Below are 12,455 nucleotides of genomic sequence, written 5' to 3'. Positions count from 1 at the left end.
GTCAGTGCTGGTGGCCTTGCAGGGTACCGAGTTCGAACTGTTCTTGCGGAAAGTACTTCTTGAGGCGGATGTCGCCGGTGCGGGCGTGGCCCTCCATGCCTTCCAGTCGGGAAATGCGTGCTGCCACCTGACCGACCTCGCGGCTGGCTGCGCGGTTCAGGCGCTGGTAGGTCACGGTCTTGATGAACTTGCCCACGCTCAGGCCACCCGAGTACCGCGCCGCGCCCCGGGTCGGCAGGATGTGGTTGGGGCCGGCGCATTTGTCGCCATAGGCCACGGTGGTTTCTTCGCCCAGAAACAGCGAGCCGTAGTTGGTCAGCCGCTGCAGCCACCAGTCCAGATCGGATGCCATTACCTGCAGGTGTTCCGGCGCGTAACGGTCGCTGATTTCGCAAATTTCTTCGCGGGTCGGTGCGAACACCACCTCGCCGTAATCGCGCCAGGCAGCCGTGGCAGAGGAGCGGGCCGGTTCGGGCAGGGCGGCGATCACGCGCGGCATGATGGCGATTACCTTCTCGCCGAGGGCGCGCGAGGTGGTGTACAGCCACACCGGCGAGTCCGGCCCGTGTTCCGCCTGGCCGGCCAGATCGGCGGCCACGATCTCTGCGTCGGCGTTCTCGTCGGCAATGATGGCCGACTCTGTGGGTCCGGCGACCACGTCGATGCCGATGCTGCCGAACAGCGTGCGCTTGGCTTCGGCCACGAAGCGGTTGCCGGGGCCGACGATGATGTCAGCCGGTGCCTTGGCATACAAGCCGTAAGCCAGAGCAGCGATGGCCTGCACGCCGCCGAGCGCGAGCACTGTGTGGGCGCCACACATCTGCATGGCGTAGAGGATGGCCGGGTTGACGCCCGCCTCTTTGTGGGCTGGGGAGGTGGCGACGATGTTGGGCACACCGGCCACGTGCGCGGTACACACGCTCATGATGGCGGATGCCGCGTGGGCGTAACGCCCACCCGGCACATAGCAACCCGCGGTGTTGACTGGGATCAGCTTCTGGCCGGCCACCAGGCCGCTCATCAGCTCGACTTCAAATTCACCCAGCGAGTCGCGCTGGCGCTGGGCGAAGTCGCGCACCCGCTGGTGGGCGAACGCGATGTCTTCGCGCACCGTCAGCGGCACGGCCTTGACCGCCTCGGCGATGTCGGCCTCATCGAGCACGATCTTGCCGTGATAGCCGTCTAGGTCGCGGGCGTAGCGCTCCACCGCTTCGCGGCCTTCGGTCTTGATGGCGGTCAGCATGCGCTGCACGGTCTCGCCTGTGGCCGCGTCGATGGTGGCCTGGGGTGGGGTGGCTTTTTTCAGGTATTCGATAGTCATGATGTATCCGTAGGTGCGTTGGGTGAGTTGGAGTGGTGAAGAGGTGTGGTAATACTAGGATTGTGCGCAGTACCGTGTTAGGGCCATAATGAACTTGTTTTGGTGCCAGAATTCCATCGCCCTCCGCCTCATGCGTCCCGCCCAATCCGTCACCGATATCTGGGTCAAGCTGCTGCCCCGTTTCGAGGGCAGCAGCGCCACCTTGCAAGGCCGCATCAAGGAAATGATGGTGCGCAGCATTTTGGATGGCCTAGTGCCCAGCGATGCAGCCATGCCGCCCAGCCGCAGCCTGGCGCAGGCTTTGGGGGTGTCGCGCAACACCGTCTCGCTCGCGCTGCAACAGCTGGTAGACAAGGGCTTTCTAGTCTCGCGCGAGCGCAGCGGCCTGTTCGTGAACCCCAATATCGTGTTGGGTCAGGCCGGTCGCAACGAGCCCGATGAAAATTCGGGTATCGACCTGGGGTGGCGCGCACGTTTGAAGACTGCCGTCAGCCAGCAGCGCAACATTGCCAAGCCCGCCCGATGGCAAGACTTCGCCTACCCCTTTGTGTACGGCCAGTTCGACGCCACGCTCATGCCGTTGGTCGATTGGCGAGCGTGTTCGCGGCAGTCTTTGCTGGTCCCTGCGGTGCGCCAATGGTCACAAGACCATGTGGACCGCGACCACCCGGGCCTGGTCAGCCAGATCCAGCACCGGCTGCTGCCCGCGCGCGGAATCGTGGCGCAGCGCGATCAGATCCTAGTCACGGCCGGTGCGCAGATGGCGTGTTACCTGCTCGCCCAGGTGCTGATGGACTCAGAGACGGTGGTGGGAATGGAGGACCCCGGCTATCCCGACGCTCGCAACAACTTCGCGCTGCGCAGTGGCCGCGTGCTGCCGCTGGCGATCGATGAGCAGGGGCTGCTGCCCTCGCGCAAGCTGGGACAGTGCGATTACGTCTACGTCACACCCAGCCACCAGTGCCCCACCAGCGTCACCATGCCGCTGGCGCGGCGCCAGGCCTTGCTGGACATGGCGCGCAAGAAGAATGTGGTGCTGTTTGAAGACGACCACGAGAGCGAGCTCAATTTTTCGGGAAGACCCTTGCCCGCCCTCAAGAGCCTGGACTCAGACGGGCGTGTTATCTATCTCGGCAGTCTGTCCAAGACCTTGGCCCATGGGCTGCGCCTGGGCTACATCGTGGCCGCGCCCGAGCTGATCCGCGAGCTGCGGGCGCTGCGGCGCCTGCTGATGCGGCACGTGCCGTCGAACAACGCCCACATCGCAAGCCTGTTCATCGCCCAGGGGTACCACGATGCCTTCATTCGCAAGCTCAACGTCACCTACCGCGAACGCCGTGGAGTACTGCTGGAAGCGCTGGCACGCTGGCTTCCCGACTGCACAGTGAGCCTGGCCCATGGTGGATCGGGTGCCTGGGTGCAAGGTCCGGAGGGGCTGGACGCCACGGTGCTGGCGCAGGTGGCTCAGGCGCGTGGCGTGCTGATCGAACCGGGCAGTGTGTTTTTCGCGCGCCCCACCGCCGCGCAGAACCGCTGCTTTCGCATGGGCTATTCGGCGATCCCCAGCGCAGCCATTGAAGCCGGTGTGCGCGAACTGCAGCAGGCGTATGTGGCCTGCATGCGTTGCTAGTCTGAGAACCTATTTACGCTTTCCGGAGCATTCGAGAATAGGCAAGTGAAAAGAAAGCCATACGCCAGCACACCAAGTCCACAACGGTGGACTTGGTGATTGCGCTTAATCGTCGCTCTTGCGTCGCCGGCGCCGCGCGTCAGGCTTTTTTCAGCTCGCCGTACACCATGCAGTCGTCGTGGAACACAGCTTCGCGCGCCGGCAGGCGGGCAACGGCCTCGGCCGAGCAGCTCGCGGCGACCAAGACGCCGGAGGCGGCATCGCCTGGGCGGGGCCAGGCGCGCAGCCCCTGCGCATCCAGCGGCAGCACGCCGCCGTTCGCGATGGACAGCGCGCGCGTCAGCCGGAACTCGTCGAAGCAGCGGTAGAGCTGGGCGTACAGATTGGCTTTCTCCAGCATGTCGCCGGTGCCGAACGGCGACCAGTGGTCGGTGACGCTGTCTGTGCCGGTCATCAGGAACATGCCCTGCTCGGCCAGGAGCGGCAGCGGCATCGCGCCCTTGCCGAGCGGCAGAGGCGAGGCGATTGCGATGCGCTGTGCCGCCAGTCGCGTGCCGATGTCGGCTACTTGGGCGTCGTCCAGCGTCGCCATAACGAACGCATGGCTGAACGTGACCTTGCCGCGTAGGAATGGGTTCGCGTCCACCTGGCGGATGATGTAGTCGATCGCCGCGAGCCCGGACGGACGGCCTTCGTTCAGGTGGATGCCAGCGCAGGCATCGAGCGCGATGCCGAACAGGGTGTCGAGCGAGCGTTCCATGTCGTCGTCGACCTGGGCGCGCAAGAGGCCATGCTGCGGAAAGGTGACGATCTCGCAGCTGAAGTCGGCGCGGTGCTGCTCCAGCGCCCATTGCAGGTGCTCGAGGCTCATGAGTCCGCTGACCGGATCGATGTTGCAGTGGCTGCGGGCGACCGTGGTGCCCTTGCTCTGCAGGGGCCGGATCAGCTTGTCGGCCCGGCTCTGCGACGCGGGCAACAGCCGCGGGGTCAGCGTCTTTTCCTGCTCGATCATGTCGGCGATGGTCTTGCTGCGTCGCGGCGCCTGCCACGGCTCGCCGTAGAAGGTCTTGTCGAGATGGATGTGCATGTCGCGCAGCACCGGCAGCAGCAGGCCCTGGGCGTCGTAGCGTGGCAGCTCGGCCGGAAAGCGAACGCCCTGCGGTTCGACGCGGACGATGCGGCCGTCGCGGATTCCAGCGTGTAGAGGCCGGTGCGGGTGGCGACGACCTTCCCGTCGTCGTACTCGAAGCCTTCTTCGAGGCGGACGCGGCTGAGAAGGTAATGGGGTTTGCCTGGCGTCGAGAGGCTAGCGCGGCAGGCTGTGCCGGCGGCGGCCGGACTGGCCGCACCGCCCGTGCCCAGTGCCGCGCCGGCGACGACGAGATTGCGGGTGTTGCCCAGAGAAGCTCTCCGGCTCTCTGGCATCGTGGGGTTCATGTTGTCTTATATGGACGTGCAAAGGCGCGCAGCACGGCGGGCCCCCGCGTACCGGGGCGCCCGGCGGCCCGGTGCACCCGGCACCGGGACCCGAACAGTTAGCAGGGGCCGGCTGACCGCGCAGGCACCAGAGCGGCGATATTGTCTGGTCCAGAACTCCGTCCGGCGCAGCAGTGGGCTGCTGCGCCGGTTGCGGACAGGTTCAGGTCAGGAGCAGGCCAGGCTCGGGCGCAGTTGCTGCAGGGCGTGCGCCTTGCGACCGATCCAGGCGGCGGACAGCGCGTTGACCACGCCGGAGAACAACACGTAGACGCAGATCATCCACGGCTCGCCCTCGCCCTTCTGCAACAGGTAGGTGGCGATGATCGGGGTGATGCCGTTGGCGAAGATGCCGGAGAACTGGTAGACGAAGGAGATGCCGGAATAGAGGATCTTGGCGTCGAACAGCTCGGCGAACAGGGTGGCCTCGGGGCCGTAGATCGCCGCGTAGAACACCCCGAACGGGATGATGATCTCGAGCCAGACGAGCAGGATATCGCCGCCGCTGTGCTTCATCAGCCAGAAGCCGGCGAAGGCCGACAGGCCGGTCAGGGGCGAGCCCCAGAAGTAGATGCGGGTGCGGCCGATCTTGTCCGACAGGCGGCCGAGCAGCGGGATGGTGACGACCATTACCAGCGCGGCAGCCATCACGCCGAGCTGGGCGTCGGTGCGGGTGAGCTTGAGCGTCTGCGACCAGGCCGCGTTCGCCCCGCATGCCCAGGAGATCGCCCGCATCGTCGGCGACAAGGTGCGCACCAGAGCGCCCAGCCGGGGGAGGGGGAGACCGGCGAGGCGGCCGAGGGCGACGTCCGTGCCGCCTTCGCGCTGCTGCTCGACTTCGACCAGGACGAGGGGGGGCGACGGCATCGCCGCCGCCGTCAGTGGCGCCAGCAAGGTGTTTGTCGAGGCGGAACAGGCCTACCGCGTCTACACCACCCGCCACATTGCCGCGCGGGCGGGCCGAGGTGACGGCGGTGTTCGGCGGCCTCAACGTGCATGACCCGGAGCAGGGCACCACGCACGTCATCGCCACCGCCGCGGTGGAGGCGTTCCTGCCCGCCGACAGTGACTGGCGCCTGAGCGAACCGGCCTGAGCGGTTGCCCGGTCGCCGTCGGCAGCCGGGCTGGTTTTCCCGGCATGCCTGCCGCAAGGCCGGGGCCGGATCGTCAGCACGAGGTCTGGTCGTGCCCGACCACCGGCCTGTTCGCGGCAACACCCACCGCCGGCTCACGGCCACCGGCGGCGGGGAATCAGACCTTGAAGCGTTCCAGCAAAGCGTCCTGCTGTTCCACCTGCTCGACCATCACCTGGCAGTGATCCAACTGCGTCGCCGCACCCTGCGCCACGGCGTGGCTGATGTCGCGGATGCCGTCGGTGCGCCGGCTCAGTTCGCGCGTGGCCACGCTTTGCTCCTTGGCGACTTTGGCGATGTGCAGGTTCATGTCGTTGATGCGCGTGATCGCGTCGCGGATCCTGCCCAGGATATCGTTGGCGCTGGCGGCGTCATCGACGGTCTGTTTGGCGGTGTCGCTGCATTGCAGCATGCTGCTCTCGGCGCGTTTCACGCCGTTTTGCAACTGCTCGATGATGTCGCGGATCTCGGCGGTCGAGCTCTGGGTCAGCGAGGCAAGGGTGCGCACCTCGTCGGCCACCACGGCGAAGCCGCGCCCCTCCTCGCCCGCCCGCGCCGCCTCGATGGCCGCGTTGAGCGCCAGCAGATTGGTCTGGTCGGCGATGCCGGCGATCTTGGTCAGAATCGACTCGATGTGGCGGCTGAGCAGCACCAGCTCGTTGATGGAGAGCCCGGTCTCGCCCAGCTTGTCGGCCAGCAGCTGGATCGTGCTGGTGGTGCGCGACACCACCGCCACGCCGTGCTCGGTTTCCACGTTGGCGGTTTCGACGGCGCGGGCCGCCACCTCGGCGTGTTCCGCCACGGCCTCGGCGGCGCCGTTCATGTCGTTCATGGTATGGGCCAGGTGGTCGAGCTCCTGCAGCTGCTGGTACAGCCGTTCGGAGGCGGATTGCGCCTGGCGGGAGGTGGCAGTGCTGGTCTGGCGCACCCGCGCGGCGCTGCTCATGACGTTGCCGATCAGGGTTTGCAGATGCTGCACGAAGCCGTTGAATTCGTGCGAGAGCAGTGCCACTTCGTCCTTGCCCGTGGCCGGCAGGCGGCGCGTCAGGTCGCCTTCGCCGCGGTTGATGTCCTGCAGGGCGTGATGCAGCCGCTGCAAAGGTGACAGCAGCCGCCCCATCAATACGCCCAGCACCAGCAGGCTGAGCGCCACGCCAATCACCGCGCCCACCAGCGCGCGCTGGCTGGCGGCGTCGGCCTCGTGCATCAGGGCGGCTTCGTCGAGCACCACGCCCAGGTACCAGTGCATGCCGTGCAGGCCGCTGAGCGGCACGAAGGAAACGAGTTGCCGCCGTGCGCCGTCGACTGCGGTCAGTGCCGGCGTCAGCGCAGGGCGTTGCCCGTCGAACAGTCGGCTGTAAGGCTGGCCGTTCAGCTTGGCGTCGGGGTGCGAGATGATCTTGCCGTTTCCCGTCAACAGGAAGGCGTAGCCGGCGCCGTTGAAGTCGAGCGCGTTGACCGCGGCGGCGATGCTTTGCAGGCTCAAATCGCCGCCGAACGCGCCCATGAAGCGGCCGTGGTCGCTGAGTTTCGCTACCGCGGATATCAGTATCTCGCCGGTGGCGGCGTCGGCGTAGGGCTCGGTGAGCACCGCTCGTGGGGCCTGGCGCGCCACCGAATACCACGGCCGCTGGCGCGCGTCCCAGCCGGGCGGGTTCCACTTCGGGTCGTTGGTGAGACGCTTGCCGTCGCTGTCCAGGCCGCCGAAGACCAGCAGGAACTGTTCTTTCAGCAAAGGTTGGCCGAAGACCTGCTGAATCCGCTCGGGGCGGAAGTCGGCATCGATGCTCTGCGCCATCAGGTCGATCAGCTGCAGCTTGGCGTTGAGGCCGTTTTCGATCTGGCGCGCCAGCGCGTTGCCGGCCTGGGCGATGCTGGATTCTGCCTGCGAGCGCAGGCTGCTGCGCAGCTGGCTCACTTGCACCAGCGACAGCAGGCTGACGGTGAGAAACAGCACGGCGGCGCCGGCGAGGCCGGCCTTGTGTGAGATCTTCATGTCGAGAGCTTCTTGTTGGTTTGGTTGGGGGATGAGGCCGCGGCCGGCGGGGCGGTTCAGGCGCCTCCCGGTCCGAGCAGCGCGGGCAGGGCGCTGAGCATCAGGCTGACCCCGATCAGTAGCAGGATGCAGAAGGCGATGCGGCGCATTGTCGCCGGGGCGACCGGGGGCGGAAAGCGGCGCCCGAGCAGGGTAACGAAGGTCGCCAGCAGCATCGATAGCCCGGTCAATAGCCAGACCGATGCCGACAGCTCGCCCTGGCTCGCCACGAACAGGGTGCGGGTGCCCGAGGTGAAGGCAAACACCAGGAGCAGCATGCTGCGCACCGCCGCCAACTCCATCGGCTGGCGGTAGAAGTGAAAGATCACCGGCGGCCCGGCCATGCCGAACAAGCCGCCGAACAACCCGGAAAACAGCCCGCTGACGAAGAAGCTGCGGTCGGGCGAGCGCTCAGCCAGCTGCGTCGGTCGCAGCGCGAACACGATGCCGCTGTAGGTGATGGCGCCGCCCAGCAGGAACTGCAGCAGCAGCGAAGCCGTACTGCTCAGATAGTTGAGCAACACCACGCCGGCGATGATCGACGGCAGCACCCCCACCAGCACGGCGCGCGCGGCGCGCCAGTCGATCAGGTGCCACTTGCCGCGCAACGCCACCGCGCTGTTGACCAAGGTGACCATGCTGACCACGGCCGCCGAGACCGGCACCGGGGCCAGCGCAAAGCCACTGGTGGTGCCCATCACGATCATGCCGAGCCCAAAACCGGTGACGGTCTGGAAATAGGTGCCGACGGCGATGGTGGCGAGCAGGGCGAGGAGGGTGTCGAGGCTCATCGGGGTGTCCCTGGCGGCGGATCGGCGGGCGCGCTAGCCCGCGGCAGCGGTCTCGCGGGCGGCGTGCGCCTGCACCACCGTCACCGCGATGACGTGGAACACGTCGTCGGCGCTGCAGCCGCGCGACAGGTCGTTGGCCGGCTTGGCCAGCCCCTGCAGCAGCGGCCCGATGGCCACCGCGCCGCCCACTCTTTCGGCCAACTTGTAGCCGATGTTGCCCGCTTCCAGGTTGGGGAAGATCAGCACGTTGGCCTTGCCCTTGACCTGCGAGTCCGGCAGCTTGCGGTTGGCGATCTCCGCCACGATCGCGGCGTCGAGCTGCACGTCACCGTCGATGGCCAGCTCGGGGCGCTGCGCCTTGACCTGGGCCGCCGCCTGCGCCACCTTGTCGACCGCCGCGTGCTTGGCGCTGCCGTTGGTGGAGAACGACAGCATGGCCACGCGCGGCTCCTCCATCAGCAGCTGGCGCGCGCTGTCGGCCGCGGCCATGGCGATGTCGGCCAGTTCGCTGGCGTTCGGGTCCATCACCAGGCCGCAATCGGAAAAAATCAGCCCGCCCTTGAGCGAGTGGAACGGCTCGCACAGCATCATCAGGAAAAAGCTGGAAACCAACCGGAAGGAAGGCTGCAAGCCGATGACCTGGATCGCGGTGCGCACCACGTCGGCGGTGGTGCGTACCGCGCCGGAAACCGTGCCGTCGGCCCGTCCGGTCTTCACCAGCAGGTTGGCGCAGACCAGCGGGTCGCGCGCGGCGCTGACGGCCTGTTCTTGCGTCATGCCCTTGTGCCGGCGCAGTTCGAACAGCGCCTCGGCCAGCTCCGCCTGCAGCGGGGCGTCGGCAGGGTCGTGGAAGTCGATGCCGCTCAGGTCGAGGCCGCGCTGTCGAGCCTGTGTCTCGATGGCGACGCGGTCGCCGACCAGCACGATGCGGGCGATGCCCTCGCGCGTGGCCCGGACCGCGGCGTCGAGCACGCGCGGATCCTCCCCTTCGGAAAGGGCGATGCGGGCGGGGGCGTGGCGGGCCTGCTCGATGATGCTGGTGAGTGCTCTCATGGTGGGGACTCCTGATAAAACCTTTCCCGGCAAGGGGAAAAAAAGGGCCGGAACCCGGTGCGAGGGATGCCCGGGCCCCGGCTAACACTCAACATGGATTGAGTAGGAGGATGAAAGGGTCGAAGTCATTGCCTCGGGATGCACCCCTGCTGATCAGGTCGGGGTGCGTCCCGTCTTACTTGATCACACGTAATCCTTGTACTTGTCGAGGAAGCGGACCGGCTTGGAGAGGGCATCGCGGCGGAAGGGATCGCCCAGCTCACGGGTGCACATGATCTCGATGATGCAGGTCTTGCCATGGTTCATCTGCAGGTCGATGGCCTTCTGCAGGGCCGGGCCGACATCCTCGAGACGGTCGACGGTGATGCCCTCCGCCCCCATGGCGCGGGCGATCGCGGCGAAGCTCTGGTTGTCGAGCTCGCCGGCGACGAAGCGGCGGTTGTAGAAATCGACCTGGTTCTTCTTCTCGGCACCCCACTGGCGGTTGTGGAACACCACGGCGGTGACCGGGATGTTGTGGCGCACGCAGGTCATGGTCTCCATCAGGCTCATGCCCCAGGCGCCGTCGCCGGCGTAGGAGATGGCCGGGCGATGTGGCGCCGCCACCTTGGCGCCGATGATGGTCGGGAAGGCATAGCCGCAATTGCCGAAACTCATCGCCGCGAAGAAACTGCGCGGCTTCTCGAAGCGCAGGTAGCTGTTGGCCACCGAATTGATGTTGCCGATATCGGTCGACACCATCACATCCTCCGGCATCGCCTTCTCCAGCTCGCGCAGCACCTGGCGCGGATGCAGGTAATGGCCGCCGTTGAAGGTGCGCTCCTGGGCATTCTGCTCGATCATGTCGAGGCTGAACGGATCGCGCTCGTGCGTCCACTCGTCCAGCTCCTTCTCCCAGGCCGCCTTCTCGGTCGCGATCTTGTCGGCGCGCTCGGCGCGGGTCGCATCGCAGGCCAGGGTACGGTTGGCCAGACGCTGCGTCAGCGCCACCGCCGCCGCCTTGGCATCGCCGCAAATGCCCACCGAAATCTTCTTCACCAGGCCCAGCATCTTGTTGTCGGCGTCGATCTGGATGATCTTCGCGTTCTTCGGCCAGTAATCCATGCCATGCTGCGGCAGCGTGCCGAACGGCCCCAGGCGGGACCCCAGCGCCACCACCACGTCGGCCTGGGAAATCAGCTTCATCGCCGCCTTCGAGCCCTGGTAACCGAGTGGACCGCACCACAGCGGATGGCTGGCCGGGAACGAATCGTTGTGCAGGTAGCTGTTGACCACCGGCGCCCCCAGGCGCTCGGCCAAGGCCTTACACTCCTCGACGGCATCGCCCATCACCACGCCGCCGCCGGAAATGATCACCGGGAACGTCGCCTGCGCCAGCAACTCCGCTGCCTCGTTCAGGCTCTGCTCGCCACCGGCCCCGCGATCCAGACGCGAGGGTTTGGGGATCTCGGCGGTAATCTCGCCGTAGAAATAATCGCGCGGGATATTGAGCTGGGTCGGGCCCATCTCGCTCATGGCGCGGTCGAAGCAGCGGCCGGTGTACTCGGCCATACGGGCCGGGTGCGTGACATGCCCCTGGTACTTGGTGAATTCCTGGAACATCGGCAACTGGTTACACTCCTGGAAGCCGCCCAGGCCCATCGTCATGGTGCCGGTCTCCGGGGTCACGATCACCACCGGGCTGTGCGCCCAGTAGGCGGCGGCGATGGCGGTGACGCAGTTGCTGATACCGGGGCCGTTCTGGCCGATCACCACGCCGTGGCGGCCGGACACGCGGGAATAGCCATCCGCCATGTGGGCGGCGCCCTGCTCGTGGACCACCGGGATCAAGCGGATGCCGGCGGGGGCGAAAATATCCATGGCATCCATGAAGGCCGACCCCATGATGCCGAACATATCGGTCACGCCATTGGCCACCATGGTTTCGACGAAGGCTTCGGAAGGGGTCATCTTGGTGGGGCCGACGGGCACCGTACGGTTGGCTTGCTCGCTCATGCTGACTAGTCTCCTGTGGGTATCATCTCAAAACCGGTACGAAATATTCCGATATGTGAGACAAGACTCAACTCTAGGAGGGTGTATGCGGCAAGTCAACAACAAATTTCGTAAAACGATACTTGTTGTATCAAAAACAGAAACTGAACTATGATGGAAACGCCATGAACGACACACCACAGACCCCGAAGAGCGAACCGGCCCGGCTCGATGGCGACACGCCGACGCTGCGGCTGTTCGCGTTGTTGGAAGTGATCGCGGAAAAGGACCAGTTCTTCACGCTGCAAGGACTGGTGGAAGAAACCGGGCTGCCCAAGCCGACGCTGCACCGCATGCTGCAGCAACTGGAAAGCGCCGGGATGCTGCAACGCGACGGCGACGGGCGGCACTACAGCACCGGGGTGCGGCTGCGGCGCATGGCCGAGAACCTGCTGCTCAACAACACCGTGCACGGCGCGCGCCACGCGGTGCTGCGCCAACTGGTGGAAGAAGTGGGCGAAAGCTGCAACATCACCGCGCTGTCGGGCAGCGAAGTGCTGTACCTGGACCGGGTGGAAACCCCGGCGCCGCTGCGCTTCTACCTGCACCCCGGCTCGCGGGTGCCGGCGCACTGCTCGGCGAGCGGCAAGCTGTTCCTGGCGCAGATGAGCCCGAGCCAGCGGCGCCGGCTGCTGGAGCACGTGCCGCTGGAACGCTACACCGCGAAGACGCTGACCGACCTGGGGGCGCTGGAGCGGGAGATCGAGCGGGTGAAGCGGGACGGCTACGCGGTCGACGACGAGGAATTCCTGCCGGGGCTGTTCTGCCTGGCGGTGCTGGTGCCGACGCCGGGGGGCAAGTCCAACACCGGGATCGCGATCCAGGCGCCGGTGCTGCGGCTGACGCCGGACAAGGCGCTGCAGCTGCTGCCGGCGTTGCAGCGGGCGGCGGCGGCCTTGGCCAAGATCGAGGCCGAGGCCCAGGCTGGGGCCGGACGTGTGGAGGGGTCGGAATCGCCGGATCCGGATTAATGTAAGGAGCG

11 protein-coding genes are annotated in these 12,455 nt (G+C 66.5%); 4 read left to right on the top strand and 7 right to left on the bottom strand.

Translation table 11 applies throughout. The features are described from left to right. Position 1: 1 nt before the first annotated feature. Positions 2–1,321, bottom strand: a complete 1,320-nt coding sequence (hisD, locus tag PSEMAI1_RS0114335; RefSeq protein WP_024303549.1) for a histidinol dehydrogenase — start codon at positions 1,319–1,321, stop codon at positions 2–4. A gap of 130 nt (positions 1,322–1,451) precedes the next feature. Here hisD and PSEMAI1_RS0114330 point away from each other — a divergent pair, with 130 nt between their 5' ends. Further along, a complete protein-coding gene (locus PSEMAI1_RS0114330) occupies positions 1,452–2,951 on the top strand; it encodes a PLP-dependent aminotransferase family protein (protein WP_029770736.1) in 1,500 nt (499 codons plus the stop codon). Positions 2,952–3,090: 139 nt separating this feature from the next. On the opposite strand, the gene PSEMAI1_RS20670 is transcribed toward PSEMAI1_RS0114330, so the two are convergent. Next, positions 3,091–4,038 carry a hypothetical protein gene (locus PSEMAI1_RS20670; RefSeq protein WP_198019624.1) on the bottom strand — a complete coding sequence of 316 codons (948 nt, stop codon included), beginning with the start codon at positions 4,036–4,038 and terminating at the stop codon, positions 3,091–3,093. On the opposite strand from PSEMAI1_RS20670, the gene PSEMAI1_RS22345 reads away from it, so the two are divergent. Further along, on the top strand, positions 4,027–4,155 hold the full coding sequence (locus PSEMAI1_RS22345; protein WP_255327055.1) for a hypothetical protein: 129 nt from the start codon (positions 4,027–4,029) through the stop codon (positions 4,153–4,155). The genes PSEMAI1_RS20670 and PSEMAI1_RS22345 overlap by 12 nt on opposite strands. 440 nt (positions 4,156–4,595) lie before the next feature. Here the strand turns inward: PSEMAI1_RS22345 and PSEMAI1_RS20665 are convergent, their stop codons facing one another. Further along, positions 4,596–5,294, bottom strand: coding sequence for an MFS transporter (locus tag PSEMAI1_RS20665; protein WP_084612759.1), 699 nt, complete (start codon positions 5,292–5,294; stop codon positions 4,596–4,598). A gap of 77 nt (positions 5,295–5,371) precedes the next feature. On the opposite strand from PSEMAI1_RS20665, the gene PSEMAI1_RS0114315 reads away from it, so the two are divergent. Beyond that, positions 5,372–5,521 carry a hypothetical protein gene (locus PSEMAI1_RS0114315; RefSeq protein WP_198019691.1) on the top strand — a complete coding sequence of 50 codons (150 nt, stop codon included), beginning with the start codon at positions 5,372–5,374 and terminating at the stop codon, positions 5,519–5,521. 157 nt (positions 5,522–5,678) lie between these two features. Here PSEMAI1_RS0114315 and PSEMAI1_RS0114310 read toward each other — a convergent pair whose 3' ends face one another. From PSEMAI1_RS0114310 to xsc, 4 genes are all read right to left on the bottom strand, one after another. Further along, positions 5,679–7,556 carry a methyl-accepting chemotaxis protein gene (locus PSEMAI1_RS0114310; RefSeq protein ID WP_024303545.1) on the bottom strand — a complete coding sequence of 626 codons (1,878 nt, stop codon included), beginning with the start codon at positions 7,554–7,556 and terminating at the stop codon, positions 5,679–5,681. 56 nt (positions 7,557–7,612) lie between these two features. Then, positions 7,613–8,386: a sulfite exporter TauE/SafE family protein gene (locus PSEMAI1_RS0114305; RefSeq protein WP_024303544.1), complete on the bottom strand. Its 774-nt coding sequence runs from the start codon at positions 8,384–8,386 to the stop codon at positions 7,613–7,615. A 33-nt stretch (positions 8,387–8,419) separates the two neighbouring features. Further along, entirely contained in the window at positions 8,420–9,439 is a 1,020-nt protein-coding gene (pta, locus tag PSEMAI1_RS0114300; protein ID WP_024303543.1) for a phosphate acetyltransferase, read from the bottom strand. A 183-nt stretch (positions 9,440–9,622) separates the two neighbouring features. Continuing rightward, entirely contained in the window at positions 9,623–11,434 is a 1,812-nt protein-coding gene (gene xsc / locus PSEMAI1_RS0114295; RefSeq protein ID WP_024303542.1) for a sulfoacetaldehyde acetyltransferase, read from the bottom strand. A 164-nt stretch (positions 11,435–11,598) separates the two neighbouring features. On the opposite strand from xsc, the gene PSEMAI1_RS0114290 reads away from it, so the two are divergent. Further along, entirely contained in the window at positions 11,599–12,444 is an 846-nt protein-coding gene (locus tag PSEMAI1_RS0114290) for an IclR family transcriptional regulator (protein ID WP_024303541.1), read from the top strand. Positions 12,445–12,455 lie beyond the last annotated feature (11 nt).

The organism is Pseudogulbenkiania sp. MAI-1, assembly GCF_000527175.1.
Taxonomy (GTDB): domain Bacteria; phylum Pseudomonadota; class Gammaproteobacteria; order Burkholderiales; family Chromobacteriaceae; genus Pseudogulbenkiania.
This window is presented reverse-complemented; position numbering and strand designations above follow the sequence as displayed.

Excerpts from the sequence above, each read along its gene's own strand:
- hisD (WP_024303549.1), bottom strand. The coding sequence starts at position 1,321 with ATGACTATCGAATACCTGAAAAAAGCCACCCCACCCCAGGCCACCATC.
- PSEMAI1_RS0114330 (WP_029770736.1), top strand. The coding sequence starts at position 1,452 with ATGCGTCCCGCCCAATCCGTCACCGATATCTGGGTCAAGCTGCTGCCC.
- PSEMAI1_RS22345 (WP_255327055.1), top strand. The coding sequence starts at position 4,027 with ATGGATGTGCATGTCGCGCAGCACCGGCAGCAGCAGGCCCTGGGCGTC.
- PSEMAI1_RS20670 (WP_198019624.1), bottom strand. The coding sequence starts at position 4,038 with ATGCACATCCATCTCGACAAGACCTTCTACGGCGAGCCGTGGCAGGCG.
- PSEMAI1_RS20665 (WP_084612759.1), bottom strand. The coding sequence starts at position 5,294 with ATGCCGTCGCCCCCCCTCGTCCTGGTCGAAGTCGAGCAGCAGCGCGAA.
- PSEMAI1_RS0114310 (WP_024303545.1), bottom strand. The coding sequence starts at position 7,556 with ATGAAGATCTCACACAAGGCCGGCCTCGCCGGCGCCGCCGTGCTGTTT.
- PSEMAI1_RS0114305 (WP_024303544.1), bottom strand. The coding sequence starts at position 8,386 with ATGAGCCTCGACACCCTCCTCGCCCTGCTCGCCACCATCGCCGTCGGC.
- pta (WP_024303543.1), bottom strand. The coding sequence starts at position 9,439 with ATGAGAGCACTCACCAGCATCATCGAGCAGGCCCGCCACGCCCCCGCC.
- xsc (WP_024303542.1), bottom strand. The coding sequence starts at position 11,434 with ATGAGCGAGCAAGCCAACCGTACGGTGCCCGTCGGCCCCACCAAGATG.
- PSEMAI1_RS0114290 (WP_024303541.1), top strand. The coding sequence starts at position 11,599 with ATGAACGACACACCACAGACCCCGAAGAGCGAACCGGCCCGGCTCGAT.